Here is a 25431-nt window from a genome sequence, read left to right as displayed (position 1 = left end):
GCTGGTTGTCGTCTGAAACAGAGCCGACCAAACCCAATCTTGCCTCGCTCCAAGCTTGACCTTGCCGGCATTTTGTGGCGATGACATCCTCATGAACCTTGGCTCCCTGTCATGATGAACCGCTTCGAAGGCCCCGGCGGCAAGGAAGCCCGTATCCGCTACCTAGACGGCGACTTCCAGGTGACCAGCCCCGGCGCCTTCGTGCGCTGCGCGGTCACCGGCGAAAGCATCCCGCTCGATGAGCTCAAATATTGGAGCGTCGCCAGGCAGGAGCCCTATGCGAGTGCCGCGGCCTCGCTGCGCCGCGAGATCGAGGCAAATCCCGAAATGCGCAGCCGGCGCTAAACCAGCTTCCGGATCGGCTGCAAAGTCAGCCCTGAAGCTTGCGCTGCCGCCAGGCATCCAGCGTCTCGTCGATGATGCGTTCAGGCACGTGGTCGGGATCGAACACGGTGTCGATCTCCAGCACATCGAGCTGTCCGAGGAATTCGGCGGACGCGGCATCATGGCGCAGCCGGGCGGCGTCCTTGGCGGTGGTGATGAGGCCAAGTCCGGCACCTCGCGCTGACGTTGCCAGTTCGGCAAGCTCGTCCTCGCCATAGAAATGATGGTCCGGAAACGACCGGGTCAGCGCAATCTCGCCGCCGGCCTCACGGACCGTGTCGAAGAATTTGTCGGGATGGCCGATGCCGGCAAAGGCGAGATATCGCTTGCCGGCCAGCCCCGCCTTGCTGCTTGGCCGTGTACGCGCCTCGAAGATCGGCCGGCCGGCACGCGCCGCTTGGCGGACGACCGCATCGGCAGCAAGGCCCTCGCCCATCTTCAGCAGCGCGCTGGTGAAAACCAGTTGGTCGACGATACCAGCCCTGAGCGGACCGCCAGGAATGACATGGCCGTTGCCGACGCCGTAGCGTGCATCGACGACGACCAGCGCATAGTCGATATGGATGCGCGCGCTCTGGAAACCGTCATCCATGATCAGGAAATCGCAGCCATGCTTTTCCAGCAGAAGGCGCGCGCCGGCGGCACGGTTCGGCGTCACTGCGACCGGCGCGTGCTCGGCCAAAAGCAGCGGCTCGTCGCCGACATGCTTGGCGGCGTCATGATGCGGATCGACGACATGCGGCTGCGCGAAGGAGCCGCCATGGCCGCGCGACAGGAAACCGGGATTGAGCTGCATGCGCCTGGCCTGCCGGGCCAGGGCGATCGCCACCGGCGTCTTGCCGGTGCCGCCGACGGTGAAGTTGCCGACGCACAGCACCGGCGCCTCGATCTTTTCGCGCGCTGCTGAGCGCATGCGGCGGCCGGCAATGAGCGCATAGATCGCGGACAGCGGCGCCAGCGCCAGCGCCCGCCAGTCCGGTTCTTCCCACCAGAAGGGGGGCGCTTCGCTGGCCATTTTAGCGGCCGTTGGCGCCCTTGAGGCGCGACTTGACGACCAACGGCTGAATGTAGGGTTCGAGCGACTTCAACGTGAGCGCCAGCGCGCCGCGCATCTCGTCGACGGTCGCCGCGCCGGCCGCCATCATCTCATGGCGAGCCACCTCGTTGCTCAACAGGAAATTGACGGCGCCGGCCAGCATGTCGCGGTCGCGCACCAGCTTGGCGCCGCCGCTGTCGAGCAGGCGCTGATAGGTTTCGCGAAAATTCTGGACATTGCGGCCGGCCAGCACCGCCGTGTCGAGCATGGCCGGCTCCAGCGGGTTCTGGCCGCCCTCCGAGGTGAGCGAACGACCAACGAAGGCGATCTCTGTCAGCCGGAGATAAAGCCCCATCTCGCCCATCGTGTCGCCGAGCAGAATGTCCGTATCGGCGATGATCCGGTCGCCCTTGCTGCGCCGAGCGACTTTCAGGCCCATGCCGGAAATCTGCGTGGCAAGCGCTTCGGCGCGATCGGGATGGCGCGGCACGACGATCGTCAAAAGACCGTGGTGACGCTTGTGCAGCATCGCGTGAACCTCGGCAGCGACCACCTCCTCGCCGTCATGGGTCGAGATCGCCGCCCAAGTCGGGCGGGCGCCGATCTGGCGCTTCAGCGTGTACAGCGCCCTTTCATCGGCCGGCGGCGGCGTGGTGTCGACCTTGAGATTGCCGGATACGGTGACCGGCCGGGCGCCGAGCGAGAGGAAGCGCTCGCCGTCGACATCCGACTGGGCAACAACATGGGCGAGATTCTCGAACAGCGCCTCGGCGATGTTGGCGCGTTTCTTCCAGGATTTGAACGAACGGTCCGACAGCCTGCCATTGACCAGCACCTGCGGCACACGGCGCGCACCAAGCTCCAGGATGGTCATCGGCCAGATCTCCGATTCGGCGATGATCGCCAGATCCGGCCGCCAATGGTCGAGGAAGCGGCTGACCGCCGGCTTGAGGTCGAGCGGCACATATTGGTGGATGATGCGATCGCCGAGCCGTTCGTCGGCAACCTGAGCGGAGGTGACAGTCCCCGTCGTCAGCACGATGTTGACGCCGTAGTCGAGGATGCTCTCGACCAGCGGCACGACGGCGATTGTCTCGCCGACGCTCGCCGCGTGGATCCAGATCACCGGTCCCTCGGGGCGCTCGCGCCCGGCGATGCCATAGCGTTCGCGCCGGCGAATTCGGTCCTCCTTGCCCCTGGAGGTGCGCCAGGCGACATAGGGTCCGATCAGCGGGTAGGCGACTGCGCCTGCGAAACGATACGCCGTCAGGAAGGTGCGCGCCCAGCGCTCGCTCATTTTGAGCCATCCACGAGGCGATAGGCCTCGGCGGTCGCGGCGTTGAGCGCGGCCGTGACCTCCTGGCGCTTGCGTTCCATTTCGGCCTCATCCGCATTGGCCGGAACGAAAACCGGCGCTCCGACGACAATCGAGGAGCGGCCGAACGGCAGGTTGATCGTGGTCTTGTCCCAGCTGCGCTCCAGCACCTTGCGGCGGCTGGTGGCGATCGCGGCGGGCAGGATCGGTCGGCCCGAAAGCCGCGCTAGGAGAACGATGCCAAGCCCCGCATCGCGCGGCGTGCCATGCGGAATATCAGCGATCATGGCGACGTTCTTGCCGGTGGCGAGTGACTTTTTCAGGGCGATCAGCGCTGTGGCGCCGCCCTTGTCGCGACGCTTCGAGCTTTCGCGTCCGCCCGAGCCGCGCACCGCCTCGATGCCGAATTTCTCGATCATCAGTGCGTTGAGCTCGGCATCGGCACTACGCGACACCATGGCGACCAGCGGCCGTCCTTTGGGATAGTAGGCCGGAGTCAGAAGATGCTGGCCGTGCCATAGCGCGATGATGATGGGTTCGAACTGCGAGTAGGCGCCGCCCGACATCTGCGCCGACCCGTCGACGACACGGTTGGTCAGGCGGATGATGCGAACGAACTGCGCAAATAGGCTGGCGATGGCGTTCTTGACGAATCGCGATTGCGCCAGCGGTTCACGTATTTTGCGCCAGAATGTCTTCGAGGTGCCACCGCGGCGCCCCCTTACCGCGGACCTCGTGGGCGGCCCTTTCACGGCTTCATGATCCATCAATGTCAACCGGCGGCCTTGTTGTCGGGGTCGAGCAACCGGTGCAGGTGAACGACGAAATAACGCATGTGGGCGTTGTCCACGCTGGCTTGGGCCTTGGCTTTCCACGCCGTTTGCGCGGACTGATAATCCGGATAGATGCCGACGATGTCGAGCGCGTCGAGATCACGGAATTCTGTCCCGCCCAGCGTCTTCAGTTCGCCGCCGAACACCAGGTGCAAAAGCTGCTTCTTTCCGTCTTCCGCGGTCATGTCGGTCCTTCACATATCGTGAGTTTGTGACAGGTCTAGACCAAAGCCGCCGACTTTGGAACCTTTGATGATATGTTCAACCGTCCAGTCCTGCGATGATGCCGGAGAGCACGGCGAGCAGTTCGCCGCTGCCGGCAACCAGCGCGCCGTGGTGGATCACTTCGCCGGCATAGCGCGGTGCGCGGCCATTCTGGTCGAGCAATGCGCCGCCGGCCTCGCGCAGGATGAGATCCGCCGCGGCGATGTCCCAGTCATGGGCGTTGGGTTTGACGAAGGTAGCGTCGAGCCTGCCATTGGCGACCATCGCCAGCCGGTATGCGAGCGAGGGAATATAGGGCACGCGGCTCAGCCGGCCCTGCCATTCCGCCGGCATCAGCCCTATCAATGGCTTCGGCCCGCCGATTTCGACCATTGCTGCCGGGCGGCGCACGGCAATGCGACGGCCATTCAGGAACGCCCCCTCACCGGGCAGCGCCCAATAGGTCTCCTCGGTGGCGGGACATTCGAGAACGCCGGCAAGAGTGCGGCCGTCCTCGACCACCGCGACGCTGACGCACCAGGAGCGAAGGCCTTCGAGGAAGCCGCGCGTGCCATCGATCGGATCGACGACGAAGGTGCGGCGGGCGGCAAGCCTTGCCGGATCGTCGGCCGTCTCCTCCGACAGCCAGCCATAGTCCGGCCGCGCTGCAAGCAAGGTTTCGCGCAGATAGGCGTCGGCGGCGTGATCGGCCTCGCTCACCGGCGAGGTGCCGCCCTTCATCCACACCTGCGGATTGTTGCCGAAATAGCGCATGGCGATGGCGCCCGCCTCGCGGGCGGCATCGCGCAGCAGTGACAGATCCTCGCGAGCCCCGGCGGAGGTGACCTGGTCAAGCTCCGGCAAGGGTCATGCCTTCGATCAGAAGCGTTGGTGCGGCGGTGCCGAAATTGCGATCGAGATCGCTCGCCGCAACCATGTTGAGGAACATGGACTTCAGGTTCGAGGCGATGGTCACTTCCGCAACCGGATAGGCGAGCTCGCCATTCTCGATCCAGAAGCCGGAAGCGCCGCGACTGTACTCGCCAGTCACCATGTCGACGCCCTGGCCGAACACTTCGGTGACGTAAAAGCCTGATTTGAGCGACTTGATGAGGTCTTCGGGCGTCCGCTCGCCCGGCTCGATAGCGAGGTTGGTTGATGACGGCGAGACGGAGGAGCCGTTGCGCGAACCGCGCCCGTTGGTGGTCAGCCCCAATTCCCGCGCGGCCGAGGTTGAGAGGAACCAGTGGTTCAAAACGCCCTTCTCAACCATGAGCAGCTTTTCGCCCTCGATGCCTTCACCGTCGAACGGACGCGACGCCTGGCCGCGGAGCCGGAGCGGCTCGTCGGTGACGGTGATCGCGGCCGCCGCCACCTGCTTGCCCATCATGTCGCGCAGAAAGCTGGTCTTGCGCGCGACGGACGCGCCGTTGATGGCGCCGGCGAGATGACCGGCAATGCCGCGGGCGACGCGCGGGTCGAACACCACATCGACCGGCCCGGTCGCTGCCTTGCGCGCGCCGATGCGCCGCGCGGCGCGTTCGCCGGCCTTGCGGCCGATGTCCTCGGGCGCGTCCAGGTCGGAGAAATGCTGGCGCGAGGAGAATTCATAATCGCGTTCCATACCAGTGCCCTCGCCGGCGATCACGCTGGTCGAGCGCGAAAAGCGCGACGCGACGTAGTGGCCGACAAAGCCGTGCGAGGTGGCGAGCACCAGCCCGCCAAGCCCGGCGCTGGCGCCGCTGCCGGCCGAATTGGTAACGCCCTTGACGGCAAGGGCCGCCGCTTCCGCGGCCAGCGCCGCTTCCTTCAACTGGTCGGCCGAGACTTCCGTTGGATCGAACAGATCGAGGTCACGCGGCTTCTTGACCAGCAAGGCCGGATCGGCGAGGCCCTGATAGGGATCTTCCGGCGAGACTTTCGCCATCGCCACGGCGCGCTCGGCTAGCGCTTTCGGGTCGGAGGCAGCGGTTGCCGAGACGCTCGCCACCCGCTTGCCGACGAAGACGCGTAGCGAGACATCCTCGCTCTCGGACGCCTCTGTGCCCTCGACCTTGCCAAGCCGCACCGACACACCGGTCGAACGGCCGCGCACCGCAACCGCGTCGGCGGCGTCGGCGCCGGCCCGTTTGGCAGCCTCGACCAGGGCCGCGACGCGGTCGGTCAATTTCGCTGAGTCCAGCGTATCGGTCATGTGCATAGTCCTGTTTTCCCGCCGGGCGGGCGCTCCGCACCATCTATTGTTCCGATGTGCCTTGTGCAATGGCAGAAGTGGCAAGCAGGGTAGATCGGCCAGCAGACACTCGGCTTTAAGCGGCATGATCGGAGCGGGCCCTCAAAGGCTGCTTCGCAGCGATTTCGGACTGGCCGATGGCCCTTTGACGCCGTGCTCCGACCACATGCGGACGTGCGATTGCGGTAACGCCTTTGTCCTTTCCACTCATGATCGGCACCTGCCCGAAACCGCTAAATTTAGCGATTTCTCGTGTGTCCTTGGAACTTTGTAGCTTGCGTTCCATTTTCAATCGCATGCGAGACTCTGTGATCCAAAGCATCAGGACTGCGGTGAACGTGTCGCCGCCGCGGTACTCGCTGGTCCTTCCCATATACAATGAAGAACAGGTGCTGCCTCGACTGATCGAGCGGATCAGTTCGCTGATCTGCCGGTTGGACGGCGAGGCTGAGGCGATCTTCGTCGATGACGGAAGCCTCGATGGAAGCGTCGAATACCTTCGGAACGTCGTCGCCGTCGAGCCGCGCTTCCGGCTGATCGAGCTTTCCCGCAATTTCGGCCACCAGGTCGCGATCACGGCAGGCATGGACGCGGCTGCGGGTGATGCCGTCATCGTCATGGATGCCGACCTGCAGGACCCGCCGGAGGTGGTTCTCGATCTGGTGGCGAAGTGGAAGGAAGGCTTCGAGATCGTCTATGCCCGCCGCGTCAAGCGTGAGGGCGAATCCTGGTTCAAGCGCTTGACGGCGAGCCTCTTCTACCGCCTGCTGGAGAAGATGACGTCGGTCGACATCCCGCGCGACGTCGGCGATTTTCGCCTGGTCGGGCGCAAGGCTCTGGAAACCTTCAAGCAAATGCCCGAACATGATCGTTTCGTCAGGGGCATGTTCGCCTGGATGGGGTTCAAGCAGACGGCGGTGCCTTTCGAACGCCCCGCGCGGACCCTTGGCCAGACCAAATACCCATTCTGGAAGATGATGCACCTTGCCGTTCACGGCATCGTCAGCTTCTCCGAGAAGCCGCTGCGCATGGCGCTGTGGGGCGGATTGGCCATCTCCGCGCTTGCGGTGGTGTTCGGTACATTCGCCATCTTCGCCTGGATTTTTGAAACCGGCATCATTGCCGGCTGGACATCCACTGTAGTGATCGTGTCGCTCCTTTGCGGCATCAATCTTTTCATGACCGGCGTGGTCGGGCTCTATGTCGGCGGTATCCACGCCGAGGTCAAACGCCGTCCGCTTTACGTGATCGATCGGGTCGCCGGCTTCGACACGGCAGTGCGTGCTGCCACCCCGGGTGATAGCCGTCGATCGTTTCGGAAACCCAGAAACGGAGCCTCGGCCGATGGCCGAACTCTTCGACAGCTATAAATCAAATTATGGCGAGGCGGTCGCAGGATCCATCCGGTTTTCCGGACTCAAGCACGACTTCTTTCTGATCGCCAAGGCCGACCTGCTGCGGCGTCTCGTGGTCGAGCGAAGGCTTCGGCAGGGTGGTGGCGGTGTGCGGGCGCTGGATGTCGGCTGCGGCGTCGGGTCGCTCCACCCTTATCTCGAAGGCGTCTTCGACCGCCTGGATGGCTGCGACGTCTCGGAGGAATCGATCCTGCGCGCCGGCCAGGACAATCCAGGTGTGACCTACCGCGCCTGTACCACGCCGAGCCTGCCTTACGAGGACGGCGCGTTCGATCTGGCTTTCGCCAGTTGCGTCGTCCATCATGTTCCGCCCGTCTCCTGGCTCGATTTCTTCCAGGAGATGCGGCGCGTGGTGCGGCCGGGCGGCGTCGCCTGCATCATCGAACACAATCCCTATAACCTGCTGACGCGTCTTGCGGTGTTGCGGTGTCCATTCGACCAGGACGCGGTCCTGCTCAACGCGGCCAAAGCAAGGTCCCTCTTTCAGGAGACGGGCTTCAGCGATATCCGATCCGAGCATTTCCTGCTGCTGCCCTCGGCCAGGCCCTTCGCCCGAAGACTGGAACGCGTGCTCGCGCCCATGCCGCTTGGAGCCCAGTACGCGTGCAGTGCGTATGTCTGAGGGCCGTTCGACCGCCCGCATCGGGCTGAAGCTGCTGGCGCGCTTCGGGTTGGTCGGCATCGCCGCGACAATCCTGTATGCTGCCTTGGCTATCGGTTTGGTCAAATCGGAATGGATCGGCTTCTCGCCCGTCCAAGCATCGCTTGCAGCTTACGCCGCGGCTGCCGTGTTCTCGTATCTCGCCCATAAGTCAGTAACGTTCATGTCGAGCGGACCGCACCGATCGGAAGCTGCGCGTTTTCTCCTACTGACGGCGACAGGCTTCGCCGTGGCTTACGCGGCGCCGGCGCTTTTGACCGCGAAACTCGGCCTGCCGCCCATCATTGCCATTCTGGTTACATGCCTGCTTATTCCAGCGGTCAATCTGCTCATGCTCGACCGATGGGTTTTTGCGCAGCGTAGACCCGGCCAGCAAGGCGACCGCTCTACCTAATCCACCTCAATGGCATCCAGCCGGAACGACACCAGCTTGATGGAGCGCTTATAGATGTTGCTGGCGGCCGGAGTTGGCGGAATGCCGTCGAGATAATCGAAGGCAATTTCGAGTGTATCGGCCTTGCCGAGCGCCGCCGATGGAATGACGAACGAGACCGTTCGGGGATCTTTGCCAGACAGCGTCACCGCATGCGCTCGAACACCGTTCACCGAGATCACAACCCTCTGCGTGATCTGTGGAGGACGAATGACGGCGGCCATCTGCAGCGTGGCTGTCAGCCCGTTGCGCAGCGGCGGTATCTTCACGCGGAGCCGCGAGGTCTCGCCCAGGGAATGGGTGCCGTCGGCGACGGGTCCCGACCAGCCGCAGACCTTTATGCCGGCTGCCTGCTTGGCGCCGTCGTTCCGGAACGATATCGTCTGGCCAAGTGTGTAGCTGCCGACGGCATCGCGGTTGAGGCAGGTCGTCGTCCGATCGATGTAATATGCGCGATAATCGGCATTGACGTTCGGATTGAGAGCAAGCGCTAGGATGACGATCTCGGACCCGGCCAGAACCGCCGCGAGCACGTAGCCGCCGAGCGAGGCGGTGCGTCTGTAAGGCCCCAGAGTGTCAGACCAAGGCAAGGTAGCCTCCGATCCACGCCATCGTCGTGAAATAACAGGCGCCGAGGAAGAGAACCAAAGCTGCGAGCCAAATGAGCCTCGACGCCGACAACAGGACGGCTAGCAACATTGTCAGAGGCGCAAGCCCAATGACGTATCTGACCATCGAGGCCAGGTTGGTGATCAGCGGCAGGATGATGCAGAGCGCGCAGAAGAGTGCCGCGCCATATTGCCTGCGAGCCGCCAGAACGGCCGACAGCGCCAATCCGGTGATCGCGGCCAGCGCGCTCCATTGCGGCGCCGTGGGCAGCCATCCGATGGTCGGAACAGCTGAGAGCCCGTCCCATAGAAAGACCAGCGGATTGCCGGCCACGCGTCCGAAGGCGCGCTGGACGTGCAAGAACGCAAAGCCGTCTCCGACGGTGAGGTACAGGAACAGGATGTAAGCGAACAAACCGGCAGGCGAGATGAAGACAGCGACCAGCAGATCCGGCCGGCCAAGCACCCAGCGCGGGAAAGACAGCGTCGACCCGCCCTGCTCGCGGTGCTCCCTGAACATTTGAATCACGGTCGCAAATACGACGAAGACCCCGACTAGCCTGGTCGCCGACAGCAGCGCGGATGAAACACCCGCGGCGAGATAGCTGGACCGCTTGAGCGCCAGAAAAACGCACGAGGTCAGGAGCACGAAAAGAGGTTCGCTCAGGAAGGTCGTGAAGTGAAAGGAGAACGGGCCGCTCAGCAGAAAAGCGCAATACAGCACATAAGCGCGCATGTTCTTGTCCAGCAGCGGCCATGCCACCAGACAGGCGGCGTAGCTGCAGACAATGGAGGTGATGGTGGCGACCAGTATCGTCTGGAAAGGGAAGATAACCCGAATCGTCGCCACCAGCATCGGGTAGAGCGGGAAGAAGCCCCAGCGACCGACATTGCTGTGGTCAGGAATGGGAAAGCGCTCGTAACCTTGTTCGCTGATGTCAATATACCAGGCGCAATCCCAGCGGCAGAGCGCGCGGGCATAAGCCGCGAAACCTGGCTCCTCCGACACAGAAGCAAATGCTGCATAGCGAATGGCCAGTCCGCTGATCACGAACAGCAACGGCACCGCTGCGACGGTCAGGACCATGGCGCGAGCGCCAGCGCTCGCCCGCGCGACATCTTCGAGCGCCAACTCTGCCTCCACCCATTCGAGTGGCTGGCGCCACTCTCCCCTCTAAATTAGCGCCGCCGGGACAAATTCAAGACATCCCTTTCGTCGGCGGCATCATCTTCGTCCCGGATCACGAGTCTCTCAGCCAGACGAGCATCTCGCCGGGATCGCGGTTGTCCCAAGCAAAATAGGGAACGGCGGTGACTTTCGTCTCCTCCACCGCCGGTGGTTCGGTGCGGTAGAGTCCGTCTTTCCAGTTTTCAAAGGCCTCTTTTTTGGCGACGGCCGAGAGCGTGACGATGCCGCCCAGAAGGTTGGGCTGCTCACGCGCCTCGATGTTTGCCGTCCGTGGCAAGGCGATGCGGTGCAGCTGGCCGGCATTGTCGGTCCCCTCGACGCAATAGATCAGCGGACCGCGGGCGAGCGCGACGCGGCCGATGTCCTGCCGGACCTCCGGATTGGCGTAGAGCCGGTCGACGGCCATTTCGAGGTCTAGCTCGACCTGGTCACCCTTGCGCCATTCGCGGCGGATTGCGGCGTAGCCGTCGTTGGTTACGCTACCCAGATCGACTGCCTCCCCGTTCACCTTGAGCGCCGCCTTGCGGCACCAGGCTGGCAGGCGCAGGTGCAAGGTAAACTCGGTCGGCGCCTCGGGCTCGATCGTGATCGAGACTGCCCCGTCCCACGGATAATTGCTGGCCTGGGTCAGCTCTATCTGCGTCCCCGCGATATCGAAACGAGCCGTGCTGTTTCCATAGAGATGGACGGCGAGTGCATCGTCCGACAGACTGTAGAAATAGCTGCCGATCGAAGCCACCATGCGCCCGATATTGGGCGGACAGCACGGGCAGCGATGCCATTTCCAGCGGTTGTGCTCCCCCCGGCTTTCCAGCGGATTTTCATAGAAGAACAGCGAGCCGTCGAGCGACAGGCCCGAGATCGAGCCGTTGTAGAGAGCTCGCTCCATCATGTCGGCGTAGCGGGCATTCGGACCCATGCCGAGCATGCGGCTTGCCCAGAACACCAATCCGACCGAAGCGCAGGTCTCGGCATAGGCGGTGTCATTGGGCAGGTCGTAGTCGGCGGTAAAACCCTCATTGTGCGACGACGGTCCAATGCCACCGGTGACGTAGAGGTTCTTGGTCGTGAGATCGTCCCACAGCCGGTCGAGCGCCACCCGCAGCGTGTCGTCGCCATATTCGGTGGCGATATCGGCCATGCCCGAATAGAGATACATCGCCCTGACCGCGTGGCCGACGACCTTGTCCTGATCTCGCACCGGCTTGTGCGACTGGCTGTATTCGTAGGTCTTGAAATGATAGGCTCTCGGGTCGGCGCCGCGGGCACGCGCCTCCTCGTCGAAATAATGCGGCTGTTGGCCTCGCTGGTCGATGAAGTATTTGGCGAGGTCCATATACTTTTGCTGGCCGGTGACCCGCGCGAGCTTGACAAGCGCCAGCTCGATCTCCTCGTGGCCGCAATAACCCTTCTTCTTGCCGGGCTCGGGACCGAACGTCTCGGCAATATGGTCGACATAGCGGCACATGATGTCGAGCAGCTTGCGCTTTCCCGTCGCCTGGTAATAGGCGACCGCACCTTCGATCAGGTGGCCGGCGCAATAAAGCTCGTGGCAATCGCGCAGGTTGGTCCAGCGCAAGCCGGGCTGGATGCGCTGGTACCAGCTCGAGAGATAACCGTCGGGCTGCTGCAGCTTGCCGTACATGTCGATCACGGTGTCGATCTTCTTCTCCAGCTCGTCATTGCGGCGGCGATACAGCGAGTAGGCCGCGGTCTCGATGGTCTTGCCCCAATCGCTGTCCCAGAACATCTGGGTCGTCACCGTAGATCCCGTGAACTCGTTGCCGGCGGTGGCTGCCTCGTCCGGCGAGGGTGAGTGGAACGGAATGACGACGCCCGGCGATGGCCGGTCCGGGTCGATCTGCTCCAGCATGCGCGCCTCGACGCAGCGCTCGTAGAGGATGTTGGCGGTCCTGGTGGCGACGGCATCGACACGGTCGCCCCAGAAGCCGCGCACATCGACCTGCGGCACGGGCAGCGGACGGAAGGCGAGTCTTGGCTTGCCCAACTTGCCGGTTTGGCCCGGCGTAGTGCCCTGACTGACGGATTGCGATGCTGTCATCAATTTACTCCGGTTCGATTCGATTGGTCACTTCACGGCCCCTGCCATGAGGCCGCGGATGTAGAAGCGCTGCAGCAACAGGAAGAGCACCAGGCATGGCACCATCATCACGGTGACGCCGGCCTGCACCGCGCCCCAGTCGATGGCGCCGAAGCGGCCGGACTGCAGCGCAGTCATCATGATCGGCAGCGTGAATTTGGACTGGTCCGTCATCAGCACCAGCGCCGCCAGGAATTCGTTCCAGGCGCCGAGGAATGCGAACAGCGCGATGGTGACGATGCCCGGCCAGACCAGCGGCAGCATCACCCTCAGCAGCATGGTGACATTGTTGGCGCCGTCCATGCGGGCGGCTTCCTCGATCTCGCGCGGCACCGCGTCGAAGGCGTTGCGCATCATGAAGATCGAGAACGGCAGCTGCAGCGTGACATAGACGCAGACCAGCCCGGTCAGCGTATTGTGCAGACCGATCTTGGTCAGCACCAGGAAGATCGGCGTCAGGATCGACTGGAACGGGATCATGATCGTCGACAGGATGACGACGAAGAGCAGGTTCTTCAGCGGAAAGCGGAAGCGCGAGAAACCGTAGCCGGCCAGCACGCTGACGATCACCGACAGCACCACCGTCATGACAGAGACATAGATGCTGTTTTGCGCCGGCAGCCAGAGGCCATCGCCGAAAGTGTTGAGCGTGGCGTAATTCTCGACCGAAAAACCCGTCGTCGGCCAGGGCGGCAGCGGCGGCTGACGCGACTCCTGCGCCGGCTTGAACGCCGAAAGCACGGTCCAGACGATCGGCGCCAGGAACAGCAATGAGGCGATGACGCCCGTCGAGTGCTCGGCGATCTGCATGCCGATGCGGGTTTTGCGGCTCCTTGCCTGCGCCATCAGTCAACGCCCTCCGGTTGGCGCAGCAGCCGCAGCTGGATCAGGCTGAGCGCGACCAGGATGATCAGCAGGATCATCGACAATGCGGCGCCGTAGCCGAGCTTGAACGACACGAAAGACTGGTTGAAAATCCAGTAGACGGCAGTCAGCGTCTGGTTGCGCGGCCCGCCGCGCAGGATGATGTAGAACTGGTCGAAGGCGAGCACCGAACCGGCAACCGACAGGATCAGCGCCAGCGCCAGGGTGCGGCGCATCAACGGCAGAGTGATGGCGCGAAACCGCGCCAGGGGCCCTGCCCCGTCGATCATCGCCGCCTCCTGCAGATCCGGCGGGATGGATTGCAGGCCGGTCATCAGGATGATCATGGTGAAGCCCGCCACCTTCCAGACGACCATGGCGATGATCGACCAGAAGGCCGGCTGGAACGTCGCCAGCAAATTGACCTTCTTCTCGGTCAGGCCGAGTTCGAAGGCGGCCGGGCTGAACAGGCCGGAATCGACATTGAGAAGCCAAGACCAGAGCAGGCTGGCCGAGGCGAAGCCGATGACCGCCGGCATGAAGAAGGACGTCCGGTAGAAGCCGGTCAGCGGCCGCGGCCTTTCGATGAAAAGCGCCAGCGGAAAGGCGACGGCGAAGATCGCGATCGTCACCACCACCGTGTAGTAGCCGGTGAATTTGAGTGCGTTCCAGAACCTGGTGTCGCGCAGGATCGCCCAGTAATTGTCGAGGCCAATGAACGAGTGCGCGCCCATCAGCGGCCAGTTGTGCAGCGACATCCACGCCGTCATGCAAAGCGGGATGATGAAGAAGACGACGACAAGGGCGACGGCCGGCGCGACGTAGAGCAGGCCGATCCACTGCCGCGGGCCGGCGCCGACCAGTTTTCTAGGGCGGGCGGGTGCGGTGGTTGCCGCGATGGAGGTCATGCCTGGCCGCTCCCCTTTCCTTCTCCCCTTGTGGGAGAAGGTGGATCGGCGCGTAGCGCCGAGACGGATGAGGGGTGTTGGACGGAGTGCTGTCGGAGCCAAGCTGGAGCACCCCTCATCCGTCGCCTTCGGCGACACCTTCTCCCACAACAAGGGGAGAAGGGGGAGCCAACGTCCCGACTGCGCGATAGCGCCGTGGTTTCCGTGATTGAGCTCATGCCTGTTCTTCCGTTAGCGCTACGTCCCCTCCCCCTTGAGGGGAGGGTCCGGCCGAAGGCCGGGGTGGGGTCGCCTCCGACGCGCGCCGACGCAAAAGAACGTCGAGCACTGCCGCAACGACCCCACCCGGACCTGCGGTCCGACCTCCCCTCGAGAGGGAGGTAACGGGGCCTACTGTTGCGGCGCCGAGTCGATGATCGACTGCATGGTTTCCTGCGCATTGGCGATGGCGCCATCGACGTCTTCGCCGAAGAAGACCTCGTTGACCATCTGGTTCCACGGACCGTTGGCGGAGTTGATCAGGTCGTTGAACACCACCGAATAGGGCGTGCGGCCCTTGGCCATGGCCTCTGCGGCGACCTTGTAGCGCGGATCGAGATCTTTCAGCGCCTCATTGGCGATGTCGCCGCGCACGGGAAGGCTGCCATATTTCGCCAGTATGGTCTGGCCTTCGAGCGAATAGGCGAAATCGAGGAACTCCTTCACCACCGCGATCTTGGTGGTGCCCTTGGTGACGACGAAATTGTCGCCGCCGGCGAAGGACGACCAGCCGCCATCCTTGCCAGGCAGGAAGGTGACGCCGTAGTCGATGTCTGGGTATTGCGTGTTCAGCGCGCCGATGGCGAAGGCGCCGGACGGCGAGATGCCGATATTGCCGGCGGCAAACGCAGCAAAGAAGTTGGAGCCGGTGTCAGTCTGCGCGCCTGCCGGCACCAGGTCCTTCTTGACCATCGAGCGGTAGAGGTCGATGGCGCCGCGCAACTGCGGGCTGTCGAGCGTCGCCTTCGAGCCGTCCTCGGTGAGGATGTCGCCGCCCGAGGCCCAGATCAGCGGCGTGAAGGTGAAGATGTTGCAGCCGCCGCAATTGCCGGAGAAATAGAATCCCTTGGTGTCGCCGCCAAGCGCGTTGACCTTCTCGGCATAGGCTTCGATCTCGGCCCAGTTGGTCGGGCCCTTTTCAGGGTCGAGACCGGCCTGCTTGAACAGCTTCTTGTTCCAGATCAGCACCGAACTATCGGCGGAGAACGGCAGCCCGTAGATGCGGCCCTTGTAGGTGCCGGTCTTGACATGCGCCGGCGACAGGCTCGCGAAATAAGGCAGGGATTTCGCCCAGTCGGTGATGTCTTCCAACTGGCCGGCGGCAGCGAAGGACGGCGTGTAGATCAGGTCGAGCGACAGCGCATCGGGTGCTGTGCCGCCGGCGGCGGCCGCGCCGTATTTCGGGATGATCTCGGCATTGGGGATGATGTCCAGCTTGATCTGGTTCTCATGCCCCTTGTTGAAGGCGTCGACGATCCTCGGCATGAAGTTCGAGCCGTCGGCGCGAACCCAGATGTTGGCGGTCTCGGCTGCGGCCGGCCCGACTGCTGCCAGCGTGGAAAAAATGCTCGCGGCAAAGGCGAGCCCGGTAATTATGGTCCTCATGTTCTCCTCCTCATGGTTCTGTTTCCTGCAACCGCGCTCCCAAGCCGGTGACTATCGGCACGGCTGCCTTTAGTTTGATGCATGTCGTTATCCCAAAACCGCTATGCACTTTTGGGCGACATGCATTCGTTCAGCCGTCCGGCAGACGGCCGCATGACTGACGCACCACCAGCCGGCACGGCAGTTTTCGGATGCCCGGCTCGGCGGGTTCGCCGCCGACGAGCGAAAGCAAGGTGAGGCCGGCCTCGCGCCCGAGTGCCGCCAGGTTCATGTCGACGGAGGTCAGCGGCGGGCGGGTTGCCTCGGCCACGATCTGCCAGTTGTCGAAACCGATGACGCCGACATCGTCCGGCACGCCAAGGCCGCGCTCGCGCAGTGCGTCGATGACGCCGCGCGCGATCTGGTCGTTGCCGCAAAAGATGGCATCGGGCTTTTCGTCCCCACTCTTCGACAGCTTACCGTCGAAGAGCTTCTTCACCGCCTCGTGACCCCATGCTTCCGACCACGATCCGAGCAATGGTTTCATGACCGGCAAGCCTTTCTCGGTCAGCACGTCACGATAGGCCTGTGCCCGCGCGTGCACCACCGCAAAACTCGCCGGCCCGGTGACATGGGCGATGCGGCGCCGCCCGAGCCGGCAAAAGTGCTCGACCGCCAGGCGCGCGCCGCCGGCGTCATCAGACACGAACGCGATGGCGCCGGGATCGGGCTGGGTGAAAGCATAGATCACGGGAATGCGCAGATTGGACAGGTCGACCGGCAGATGGCGGTCGATGCGCTTGCCGGTGGCGATGATGCCGTCGACGCGCTTGTCGAGCATGGCATCGACATGGAGCTGGCCGAGACGCTTGTCGTCCTCGACGTTGCAGAGAAACACCGAGACGCCCTTGTCGACCAGCGCATCCGAAATGCCCGACATGACCGGCAGCGAAAAGCGGCCATAGGTGTCGTTGGTCAACAGCCCGACGGTGAAGGAGCGCCGACGCAACAAGCTCTGCGCCAGGCTGTTCGGCCGAAAGCCCAGCCGCTGCGCCGTCTCGCGAATGCGCTCGCGCGTCTCGGCGGTCATCCGCCCCTGCCCGTTCAGCGCTTTTGAGGCCGTGGCGACGCTGACGCCGGCAAGGGCGGCTACCTCTCGGAGCGTGACGGGCTTGGTGAAGACTGGCTGGGCGTCGGAAGCCATGATGTGCGCGGCGAATCCCTTAGTTGGAAAAAGGTTTTCTCTTATCGTCCTGCGAGGCGCTGACTGGTGAGTTCAGCGGATGCGGGCGAATTGGGAAAAGGTTTTCTCAGAGGGAGATTAGGGGAAGGTATAGGGGATGGCAAGTGGGATAGATTTAGTTTTGGGCGTGTCTAAGATTTCTTGCTAGGGCGCCATTTGCAGAGGTCAGCGAGTGCAGCCACAATGGCCCAAACTCGTGTTCATATCGGACGTTTCCGGTCTGACGCCGCGCGGATCCCTCCCGCCGTTTGATGCGATCGAGTTTTGCAGCCACCTGGCGGAAAGCGGAAGGTTTTGATCCGCCCTTTCTTGCTGCTGCGGTAGGAAGACTTCTTGATTCAGCCACAAGCCCAAATTGCTGGATTTGGCAGCCCAGGAAGGATAGGCTTGGTTTTTGGTTCAAGCGATGGAACAGAGACTAGCCGCAATTCTGGCTGCCGACATGGCGGGCTACAGTCGGCTAATGGAGGCCGACGAATCCGGCACGCTCGCACGCCTTCGGACGCATCGCATAGAACTGGTCGATCCCGCCATCGCGAAGAACAAGGGCCGGATCATCAAGACCACCGGAGACGGCATGCTCGTTGAGTTCCAGAGCGTGACCGATGCCGTGAAATGCGCCGTGGAAATCCAACAGCGCATGAAACGCCGCAATTCGGATGTGCCGCAAGAACGGCGTATCGAATTCAGGATCGGCATAAATCTCGGCGACATCATTTTCGAAGATGAGGACATTTTCGGCGACGGCGTCAATATTGCCTCGCGCATCGAGCAACTCGCCGACGTCGGCGGTATCTGCGTGACCGCAGCGGTGGCGACCCAGATTGCCGACCGTCTCGAAATAGCCATGGAGGACCTGGGCGAGAAGACGTTAAAGAACATCAGCCGCCCGGTTCGCCTCTATCGCATTGGGTTTGACAGTCCTGTCCTGCCGGAAGTCGAGGCAAAGCGATCCATCTCGAAACCTTCGATAGTGGTGCTGCCATTCAACAACATGAGCGGCGACCCCGAGCAGGAATTTTTCGCGGACGGACTGACCGAGGACATCATCACCGAACTGTCCCGCCACCATGAGCTGTTCGTCATCTCGCGCAATTCCAGCTTCGTCTACAAGAACCGCGCCGTGAATGTGCGCGAGGTGGCCGAGAAACTCGACGTCCAATACCTGGTGGAGGGAAGCGTCCGCAAGATCGGCGACAGGGTGCGCGTGACGGTTCAGCTGATCGACACGGCGAATGACGCTCATATTTGGGCAGACAAATATGACCGGAAGCTGGACGACATATTTGCGATTCAGGATGAGGTGACCGCGGCGATCGCAGCCACGCTGCCCGGTCGTGTCGAGGCGGCTCAGCGGGACCAGCTCGCGCGGGCGAAACCTGCAAACATGGCCGCCTATGAATGTGTGCTTGCTGCCAAGGTGCTGCATCACCGAAGCACGATTGCGGATAATGAACGCGCGCAAACCTTGATAGGCAGGGCCGTCGCGCTCGACCCCGATTATGCTCATGCCCATGCCTGGCGGGCCTGCATCCTTGGCCAGGCCTGGGTCCATAACTGGTGCGAAGACAGGGATGGCGTCTGGAACGACATCATGGCTGCGCTGGACAGGGCGCTGGCGCTGGACGACAACGATGCCGATGTCCACCGCATCCTCGCCGCAGTGAACGTGAACAACAATGAGCTGACCACAGCGCGCTACCATCAAGAGCGCGCCCTCGCCCTCAATCCGAATTATGACCTCGTGGTGGTGCAGCAAGGCGAGTTATTGACCTGGCTGGGGAGGCCGGAAGAGGGAATTGAATGGATCCGCAAGGCAATGCAGTTGAACCCGCACCACCCGGAGAGGTTCTGGAGCCATCTGGGAAAGGCGCATTTCGCCGCGCGCCAGTATGGCGAGGCGATCGAAGCTTTCATGCATCTGTCAACCATGGACTCGGTTCAGCACGCTTTCGCCGCTGCCTGCTACGGCTGGCTCGGCGACGAAATCGCGGCCGCGGCGCATCTAGCCAAGATCAGAACGCTCGATCCGCAATTCGACCTCGATTCATTTATCGCCACCCTGCACTTCGCCCAGGAGTCTGATGTGCAGCACGTCCGCGAAGGGCTGCTGAAAGCCGGTATTGCCGACCTCTAGCCAGCCCGCAACTACGAACCAGATCCAATCGGGGACAGGCAAAAAAGACCGGGCCCCACCCGATGCGGACCTTGTGGCATGACCGAACGACGGGCGGCGCAGGGTCAGAGGCGGCCGTTTCACTCACCTACCAACACGCTGCCACGCCGGCGGTGCTTCACTGCTTGAAGCAGTGGTCGCGGTGCCATTGCAAAAACCGAGGATGCGGGCGTTCAAACTGTCGGCCCGGCGGAAGTGCGCGGCGATTCTTGTTGATGAATGCCTGAACGCTGTCGAGGTCGTTGACCTGTCGCGAGATCAGGATTTCCAAATCGTCGGATAGGCTGATCAACCCGCGATCGAACATCCAATGCGCCGTGCCTGACAGTGCGATCCCATTGTTGATGACATCAGGCCCGTTCGCTTCGACCGGTCGAATATGGGCGGCAGAAACCTCTGCTCGGCCGCCGCCATTTATCAACTTCAGTCCCGTGATCGCGCACCGCTCATCATAGGCGCGCAAGACGATGCGACGGAAAATGCGGTCCCGCACAATTCGCGATCCGATGTAGTTTACGCGATCACGGCTCTGCTCGAATTCGAATGGCGCCTGCTCATCGTGGAAGCCGGTGCCGGCCTCATCAACGCGCGGCAGCAACAACTCATTCGTGTCCTGGCCCAGATCGATAATGCGGTTGAAATCGGCTGGACTGATTGGGCGAACGGCCGATTGGGCACGACCGGAAATCCGTCCTTGGTCGTTGAGCAAGCCTCGCTCAACAAGACCATCGGTTCCGTTAAATGAAACTGGGTTGAAAAATTCGAGGTAGCTTCCAGGCTCAATCAGAGCGAGGTACATATCGGGCGTCACGGGATCGGGAATGACTTCCTGGACTTTGGCCATGGCGAAATATCCACGCGTCTCGCTTACCTTGCTGGGCTCGTAGTAAATGATCCAGTCGCCGACGCATGCCTCGACACGACGCAGATACTGGCTGGGAAATTGATATTGCTCTTCGGGGCGGTCGTTGTATCTCGAATCTGATCGATGAATGAAGACCCCGAATCCCATGATCTTCCTGCAATGCGTTCTTTGGGAATATCTGCCTCAGATGTAACACCAATCCGATCTTGGGAACTTAGTCCAGGTCGGAGAAGCTTTTCCCCATGGTATCGGTCCTTTGATAGGGAAAGCCCGTTCAAAGCGACCGCGCTATTTTCACGGAGCGTGTCGTAGAAGCCCCGCGCCATCCGTCCTCTGACAGAAGGAGAGCGCCATGAGAAAACTCATCGTCACCGAATTCATCAGCGTCGATGGCATCGCCGAGGTCGAGAAGCTGCCTGGCGTGACCTGGAACGATGAGATGAACAGGTTCAAGGAGGACGAGCTTGCCGACAGCGGCGCCATGCTTTTGGGGCGCACGACCTATGAGATCTTCGCCGGCTCCTGGCCCAAGGAAACCGGAGACTTCGCCGACCGGTTCAACGCGCTGCCGAAATATGTCGCGTCGACCAGCTTGAAGGCGCTCGACTGGAAGCCGGCCGATCTGCTGAAGGGCGCCTTGCCGGATGCGGTCAGGGAACTGAAGCAAGGCAACGGCGGCAACATCTATGTGCATGGCAGCCTCAGCGTGGCGCAGGAGTTGCTGCGCCATGGTCTGGTGGACCGCGTCAGGCTGCTCAGTTATCCCGGCGCCGTCGGCCAGGGCAAGCCGCTGTTCCCGCCCGGCGAGCCAGTGCCGCTCGAGCTCATTTCGGCCACGCCATTCAGCAACGGCGTGGTGGCGCTTGAGTATGCGCCGGTAATAGCGAGGTCGTAATACGCTTTACCGCTCCTCGCCCCTCCCCGTTTCACCCCATCTGCTGCTCAGCCGCAACGAGGCCTGGGCTCCGGCTTGAAACGAGAACAAGCCGCCCCAATTCCCTCCAGCAAAGTCAGCTTGTATTCGGAGGGCGCCGATGGACGTTTTTTCCCCTAAGGCCGGGTTCCTTTCCGCTAGAATTGGGCTTCTCGCTCTCGTCTCGGTCGCGGCGGCCGCCTCTGGCGTGGCTCTCGCCCCCGGACCCGCGCGGGCTGAGGTTCTCGCCCGCGTTCCCGCCGCGCGCGAAATGGCGGTCTGCGGCAACGTACTGTTCGTCGGAACCAAACGTTCTTCGGTCTACGCGGTGCCGGTGTCCGGCGGCCGCGCCCGGCGGGTCGCCTCCGGATTCTCCGCTCCGAATGGAGTCGCATGCTCACGCGGTCGTTTGTTCGTAGCTTCGAGCGACCGCGTGACCGCGTTCGACATCGGGCCGGGGGGCGCTCTGAGCGGCAGGCGCGACATTCGCCGAGGGCTGCCGGATTCGGGAGCCCACAGTCTTCGCTATATTGGCGTCGGCCCCGATTCCCGGCTCTATGTCTCGTTCGGATCGCCTTGCAACATTTGTTTGCCGCGTGGACTGCAAAGCACGATCGTCAGCATGAACCAGGACGGGTCCGATCTTCGACGCGTCGCCTGGGGCGTTCGCAATTCGGTCGGCTTCGACTGGCGCGGCGGCACCATGTTCTTCACTGACAACGGCGCCGACCGAATGGGCGACGATATCCCGCCGGATGAGCTGAACGCGCTTCGGCCGGGCGGCTTTTATGGCTTTCCCTACTTCGGAGGCCGAATTCGGCTTAAAGGGTTCCGGGACGCACGGCCGCCCGCGCAGCAGATTCCGCCCGTCTTCGAATTTCAAGCGCATGTCGCAACCCTCGGAATCCATTTCTTCCGCAGCCTCGGCGGCGACGCTCTAGTCGCCGAGCACGGCAGTTGGAACAGGTCAGTTCCAGTCGGACGTCAGGTCGTGCGCGTGCGCTTCAAGGGCGGCCGGCCCGTCTCGGCGACGACTTTCCTCAGAGGCGTCGGTCGGCCCGTGGATGTCAAGGAAGCGCCGGACGGTTCCGTGCTCGTATCCGACGACGCCGGAGGCGCGATTCACATCTTCAGGCGATGACGTTTCCTTTCAGGCGAAGCGCCTAGGGTTGGCGGATTGGTTTGGCGGTTGAGCGCTTCGAAGTGGTTGGCGGGACAGCGCCCCCCTCTGGCCTGCCGGCCATCTCCCCCACTTGGGGGAGATCGGCTGTTCGGGTCTTGGCGCTCATCCTGCAACACTGGTGATCGGCGAAGGCGCGGATGACGGCCAATCTCCCCCCTTGAGGGGTTGATGCCGGGCAGGGTAGAGGGGGTCGGTTCGACCGGGCCCGGCCTCCTCTCTTGCGACAGTGGAGGTTGGCGCATTACGCTAGACGACCCCCTCTGGCCTGCCGGCCATCTCCCCCTCAAGGGGGGAGATCGGCAGCTTCAGCCTCCTCGCCCCTGCCCGACCGGCCCCATCTCCTGCTCGGCCGCGACCAGCATCTCGACAAACCTCGTCACCTTGGGCGGCCGAAAACGCGCGGCGGGGTAGACTGTGTAGATGCCTCCGGAGGGCAGCCGCCACTCGGGCAGGATGTGGACGAGCCGCCCTGCGGCCAGTTCATTCCGCACCAAAAAATCCGGCAGCACCGACAGGCCGGCGCCGGCGCGGACGGCCGCCAGCACTGCCGGCGTCGCGTCGATTGCGATCGTTGCCTGCATGGGCACGGTTTGCACGGCGTCGCCGCGCGAAAATTGCCATAGCAGCGGTTCGCGCAGCGCCATGTTGGCGACGAAGGGCAGCCCGGCCAAGTCTTGCGGTTCGCCGGCCTTAAAGCTCCCTGCGAACTCGGCGCCGCACACCATGAATTGCCCAAATGTGCCGATCCGCCGCGCCTGCAGGCTGGAATCGGCCAGCCAGCCGACGCGGATCGCCACGTCCATTCCACCGGACGCCAGGTCGATGGTCTCGTCGCCCAGCGTCAGTTCCACCCGACAGGCGGGATGGCGCGCGCTGAAGGCGGCGACCACCGGCACCACCGCCGACGTGCCGTAGTCGTTGGGCGCCGCGATCCTGAGCGTGCCGGTCGGCTCGGCGGCCGCCTGCGCGAGCTCGTCGAAGGCATCCTCGGCCTGCTGCAGGACGTTTAGGCAGCGGGCATGGAATGTCCGGCCGGCCTCGGTCGGATGGACGCGCCGCGTCGTGCGGATCAGCAGCGTCGTTCCGACATCGCGCTCCAGCCGCGCCACCTGCTGGCTGACCACCGCCTTGGTGATGCCCAGCCGCTCGGCAGCTCGGGTGAACGAGCCGGCGTCGACCACCGCGGCGAAATAGGCCAGCCGGTTCAGGTTCATGCGTAGTTCATGGCAGGGGCGAACCTATTGTCAGGCAATGGCATACATTACGTCCATTTTGTTGGCCTTCAATACGCATTCCGGCTTTGCCATCTTCCGGACATCGAGGCTGCGTGGGGGAGATGCGCCCGCCTCGCCCGAATTCCGCATCTCCCAGGAGACATCCATGTTCACACGGAGAGCCATCATGAAAACCACCCTCGCCGCCGGCGCCGCCGCCGTCTTCGCTCCCGCCGGGCTTGGCCATGCCGCCGCAGGGCTTTCCTGGAAGCATTTTCCGGCCGGCGAAAACGGCTTCTTTCGCGCCCCCGTGCTGATCACCGGCGCCTCCGAGGCGCTGCTGATCGACGGCGGTTTCACCTATTCCGACGGCCGCGGCGTGGCCGAGGCGATCAAGGCGACCGGCAAGACGCTCACCACCATCTATGTCAGCCAGTCCGACCCGGACTATTATTTCGGCCTCAAGGCCATCAAGGAGGTTTTTCCGCAGGCACGGGTGATAGCCGCTGCCGAGACGGTGGCCGCCATCAATGGCAGCGTCGACAAGAAAATCGCCGTCTGGGGGCCGCAGCTCAAGGAGAACGGCCCGCAGGCGCTCGCCGATGTCGTCATCCCCGAAGTCTTCGACGGCAAGGCGCTCACCGTCGATAGCGAGACCATCGAGATCGTCGACGCGAAAGGCCTTGCCAACCGGCGCTATCTCTCGGTGCCGTCGCTGAATGCGGTGTTCGGCGGGGTGATGATTTTTGCGGGCGTGCATGTCTGGACCGCCGACACGTCGAGCAAGGAACAGCGCGCCGCCTGGCTCGCCAATCTCGAAAAGATTGTTGCCGCCAAGCCTGAAATCGTCGTGCCTGGCCACATGACGCCGCGGGCCGCCACCGACCTTTCGGGCGTCGAGCACACCAAATCCTATCTCATCGCGTTCGAGGAAGAGCTGGCCAAGGCCAAGGACGCGGCCGCGCTCAAGGGCGCCATGGAGGCCCGCTTCCCCGGCCTCGGCATGGGCGTTGCGCTCGACATCGGCTCCAAGGTCGCCACCGGCGAGATGAAGTGGGGCTGAGGGCACGACCTGGGTTCCCCGCCCCCACCGAAAGGTGGGGGAGAGGTGGCCGCGAAGCGGCCGGAGAGAGGGCTTTCGTAAGGCGCAGTCCCCTCTCCGTCTCGGCTTCGCCGAGCCACCTCTCCCCACTTTCGTGGGGCGAGGAACCCAAGCTGGAACGAGGCCGCTCAGCCCTCTCACCCAATATTCTGAATCCGCCCCCAGGTGCTCTTGGTTCCCCAGATGCCGGAGCGTAGCGCTTCAAGCTGCACGATCTGGCTGTGGTCGACGAACAGATTGACCTCGTTGCCGTAGTTCTTGATGTACCATTCGAAGACCGCCGGGTCAGCGGCCTCGAACATCACCTTCTCCAGGCCGAGCTCGTCGATGATGCGGGCTACTATTTCGGTGCGCCAGGACGTGACGTTTTCGGTGATCCCTTCACTCTCGATCATGATGATATCGGCGCCGGCATCGAGGGCACGCCGGGCCTGTGCGACCAGCCAGCCGACATCCCTGGTGCCTTCGGCTTCGAGCTCCTTGGCCGACGTGTCACCACCGGCCCCGAACTGGATTCCGAGCTCCGGCTTGGCCTTGAGCCCGGCCTTTTTCACGGTTTCGACCAGGCGCAGCAGCGCTTCCGTGGATCACGTCGAACCCCAGCGCCTTGGCTTCCTCGACGTAGCGGCCCACGGCGTCCGGGCCGAAACGGAGGACATTCTCGATCCAGCCGCCCGTCGAAACATAGGCGCCGTGATCATGCGCCAGCTTGTTGATCGATTTCACCGCTTCCGGCGGCATCAGGGCGAATGATCCGCCGGCAAACTTGATGCCGTCGATCCAGTTGCCCATGGTTTCCAGGAGGTCGGCCAAATGGCGCGGCCCATAGGCGCTGTAATAGGGTCCGCGAATCTCGGTCAGGCCGGTTTTCCGCGGCTTGGGAGAGCGTGCGGCGCGCGGGATGAAGGAGAAGGCTGTGTCGGTCATT

At 63.1% G+C, this 25431-nt stretch carries 25 protein-coding genes; 8 read left to right on the top strand and 17 right to left on the bottom strand.

Annotated features, from left to right (window positions below; genetic code table 11):
* Window positions 1-111: 111 nt before the first annotated feature.
* Window positions 112-345 carry a DUF2093 domain-containing protein gene (locus ACWTU7_RS05500; protein ID WP_029354089.1) on the top strand — a complete coding sequence of 78 codons (234 nt, stop codon included), beginning with the start codon at window positions 112-114 and terminating at the stop codon, window positions 343-345.
* 25 nt (window positions 346-370) lie between these two features.
* Here ACWTU7_RS05500 and lpxK read toward each other — a convergent pair whose 3' ends face one another.
* From lpxK to ACWTU7_RS05470, 6 genes are all read right to left on the bottom strand, one after another.
* Window positions 371-1399, bottom strand: a complete 1029-nt coding sequence (gene lpxK / locus ACWTU7_RS05495) for a tetraacyldisaccharide 4'-kinase (protein WP_455838057.1) — start codon at window positions 1397-1399, stop codon at window positions 371-373.
* Window position 1400: 1 nt separating this feature from the next.
* The gene (gene waaA / locus ACWTU7_RS05490) at window positions 1401-2717 is read right to left on the bottom strand and encodes a lipid IV(A) 3-deoxy-D-manno-octulosonic acid transferase (RefSeq protein WP_455838056.1); all 1317 of its coding nucleotides are present in this window, start codon (window positions 2715-2717) and stop codon (window positions 1401-1403) included.
* Complete coding sequence (locus tag ACWTU7_RS05485; protein ID WP_029354095.1) at window positions 2714-3502, bottom strand: lysophospholipid acyltransferase family protein; 789 nt, start codon at window positions 3500-3502, stop codon at window positions 2714-2716. The genes waaA and ACWTU7_RS05485 overlap by 4 nt, the downstream gene beginning before the upstream one ends.
* A 5-nt stretch (window positions 3503-3507) precedes the next feature.
* The gene (locus ACWTU7_RS05480) at window positions 3508-3753 is read right to left on the bottom strand and encodes a DUF4170 domain-containing protein (RefSeq protein ID WP_029354097.1); all 246 of its coding nucleotides are present in this window, start codon (window positions 3751-3753) and stop codon (window positions 3508-3510) included.
* 76 nt (window positions 3754-3829) lie between these two features.
* Entirely contained in the window at window positions 3830-4636 is an 807-nt protein-coding gene (locus ACWTU7_RS05475) for a 3'(2'),5'-bisphosphate nucleotidase CysQ (protein WP_455838055.1), read from the bottom strand.
* Complete coding sequence (locus tag ACWTU7_RS05470) at window positions 4623-5966, bottom strand: TldD/PmbA family protein (protein ID WP_455838054.1); 1344 nt, start codon at window positions 5964-5966, stop codon at window positions 4623-4625. Before ACWTU7_RS05470 ends, ACWTU7_RS05475 begins: the two co-directional genes overlap by 14 nt.
* Window positions 5967-6301: 335 nt before the next feature.
* Between ACWTU7_RS05470 and ACWTU7_RS05465 the strand changes: the two genes are divergently transcribed.
* Genes ACWTU7_RS05465 through ACWTU7_RS05455 form a run of 3 tightly spaced genes read left to right on the top strand, consistent with a single transcriptional unit; the run spans window position 6302 to window position 8475 of the window.
* Window positions 6302-7375 carry a glycosyltransferase family 2 protein gene (locus ACWTU7_RS05465; RefSeq protein ID WP_455838293.1) on the top strand — a complete coding sequence of 358 codons (1074 nt, stop codon included), beginning with the start codon at window positions 6302-6304 and terminating at the stop codon, window positions 7373-7375.
* Complete coding sequence (locus tag ACWTU7_RS05460; protein ID WP_455838053.1) at window positions 7350-8042, top strand: class I SAM-dependent methyltransferase; 693 nt, start codon at window positions 7350-7352, stop codon at window positions 8040-8042. Before ACWTU7_RS05465 ends, ACWTU7_RS05460 begins: the two co-directional genes overlap by 26 nt.
* Entirely contained in the window at window positions 8035-8475 is a 441-nt protein-coding gene (locus ACWTU7_RS05455; protein WP_455846500.1) for a GtrA family protein, read from the top strand. The genes ACWTU7_RS05460 and ACWTU7_RS05455 overlap by 8 nt, the downstream gene beginning before the upstream one ends.
* Here ACWTU7_RS05455 and ACWTU7_RS05450 read toward each other — a convergent pair.
* From ACWTU7_RS05450 to ACWTU7_RS05420, 7 genes are all read right to left on the bottom strand, one after another.
* Window positions 8472-9104, bottom strand: coding sequence for a hypothetical protein (locus tag ACWTU7_RS05450; protein WP_455838051.1), 633 nt, complete (start codon window positions 9102-9104; stop codon window positions 8472-8474). The genes ACWTU7_RS05455 and ACWTU7_RS05450 overlap by 4 nt on opposite strands.
* Entirely contained in the window at window positions 9091-10254 is a 1164-nt protein-coding gene (locus ACWTU7_RS05445) for a hypothetical protein (protein WP_455838050.1), read from the bottom strand. The genes ACWTU7_RS05450 and ACWTU7_RS05445 overlap by 14 nt, the downstream gene beginning before the upstream one ends.
* A 109-nt stretch (window positions 10255-10363) precedes the next feature.
* Complete coding sequence (locus tag ACWTU7_RS05440) at window positions 10364-12373, bottom strand: glycoside hydrolase family 127 protein (protein ID WP_455838049.1); 2010 nt, start codon at window positions 12371-12373, stop codon at window positions 10364-10366.
* 27 nt (window positions 12374-12400) lie between these two features.
* Entirely contained in the window at window positions 12401-13258 is an 858-nt protein-coding gene (locus ACWTU7_RS05435; protein ID WP_455838048.1) for a carbohydrate ABC transporter permease, read from the bottom strand.
* A complete protein-coding gene (locus ACWTU7_RS05430; RefSeq protein WP_455838047.1) occupies window positions 13258-14184 on the bottom strand; it encodes a carbohydrate ABC transporter permease in 927 nt (308 codons plus the stop codon). Before ACWTU7_RS05430 ends, ACWTU7_RS05435 begins: the two co-directional genes overlap by 1 nt.
* 390 nt (window positions 14185-14574) lie before the next feature.
* Entirely contained in the window at window positions 14575-15828 is a 1254-nt protein-coding gene (locus ACWTU7_RS05425) for an ABC transporter substrate-binding protein (protein ID WP_455838046.1), read from the bottom strand.
* 130 nt (window positions 15829-15958) lie between these two features.
* A complete protein-coding gene (locus ACWTU7_RS05420) occupies window positions 15959-17011 on the bottom strand; it encodes a LacI family DNA-binding transcriptional regulator (protein WP_455838045.1) in 1053 nt (350 codons plus the stop codon).
* A gap of 445 nt (window positions 17012-17456) precedes the next feature.
* Here ACWTU7_RS05420 and ACWTU7_RS05415 point away from each other — a divergent pair, with 445 nt between their 5' ends.
* A complete protein-coding gene (locus tag ACWTU7_RS05415; protein ID WP_455838044.1) occupies window positions 17457-19187 on the top strand; it encodes an adenylate/guanylate cyclase domain-containing protein in 1731 nt (576 codons plus the stop codon).
* A gap of 157 nt (window positions 19188-19344) precedes the next feature.
* Here the strand turns inward: ACWTU7_RS05415 and ACWTU7_RS05410 are convergent, their stop codons facing one another.
* A complete protein-coding gene (locus tag ACWTU7_RS05410; RefSeq protein ID WP_455838043.1) occupies window positions 19345-20238 on the bottom strand; it encodes an HNH endonuclease in 894 nt (297 codons plus the stop codon).
* Between the two features lie 205 nt (window positions 20239-20443).
* On the opposite strand from ACWTU7_RS05410, the gene ACWTU7_RS05405 reads away from it, so the two are divergent.
* Window positions 20444-20986, top strand: coding sequence for a dihydrofolate reductase family protein (locus ACWTU7_RS05405; RefSeq protein ID WP_455838042.1), 543 nt, complete (start codon window positions 20444-20446; stop codon window positions 20984-20986).
* A gap of 139 nt (window positions 20987-21125) precedes the next feature.
* Window positions 21126-22145, top strand: a complete 1020-nt coding sequence (locus tag ACWTU7_RS05400; protein WP_455838041.1) for a PQQ-dependent sugar dehydrogenase — start codon at window positions 21126-21128, stop codon at window positions 22143-22145.
* A 347-nt stretch (window positions 22146-22492) separates the two neighbouring features.
* Here the strand turns inward: ACWTU7_RS05400 and ACWTU7_RS05395 are convergent, their stop codons facing one another.
* On the bottom strand, window positions 22493-23401 hold the full coding sequence (locus ACWTU7_RS05395) for a LysR family transcriptional regulator (RefSeq protein ID WP_455838040.1): 909 nt from the start codon (window positions 23399-23401) through the stop codon (window positions 22493-22495).
* A gap of 166 nt (window positions 23402-23567) precedes the next feature.
* On the opposite strand from ACWTU7_RS05395, the gene ACWTU7_RS05390 reads away from it, so the two are divergent.
* Window positions 23568-24464: an MBL fold metallo-hydrolase gene (locus ACWTU7_RS05390; RefSeq protein WP_455838039.1), complete on the top strand. Its 897-nt coding sequence runs from the start codon at window positions 23568-23570 to the stop codon at window positions 24462-24464.
* Between the two features lie 176 nt (window positions 24465-24640).
* On the opposite strand, the gene ACWTU7_RS05385 is transcribed toward ACWTU7_RS05390, so the two are convergent.
* Together ACWTU7_RS05385 and ACWTU7_RS05380 are read right to left on the bottom strand one after the other, a co-directional pair.
* Complete coding sequence (locus ACWTU7_RS05385; RefSeq protein WP_455838038.1) at window positions 24641-25057, bottom strand: phosphosulfolactate synthase; 417 nt, start codon at window positions 25055-25057, stop codon at window positions 24641-24643.
* Window positions 24996-25430 (bottom strand): phosphosulfolactate synthase, encoded by a 435-nt coding sequence (locus ACWTU7_RS05380; RefSeq protein ID WP_455838037.1) that lies wholly within the window; start codon window positions 25428-25430, stop codon window positions 24996-24998. The genes ACWTU7_RS05385 and ACWTU7_RS05380 overlap by 62 nt, the downstream gene beginning before the upstream one ends.
* Window position 25431: the final 1 nt, after the last annotated feature.

Source organism: Mesorhizobium sp. BHscii, assembly GCF_053848065.1.
Note: the sequence above shows the minus strand (reverse complement) of the source record. Positions and strands in the feature narration are given on the sequence as shown.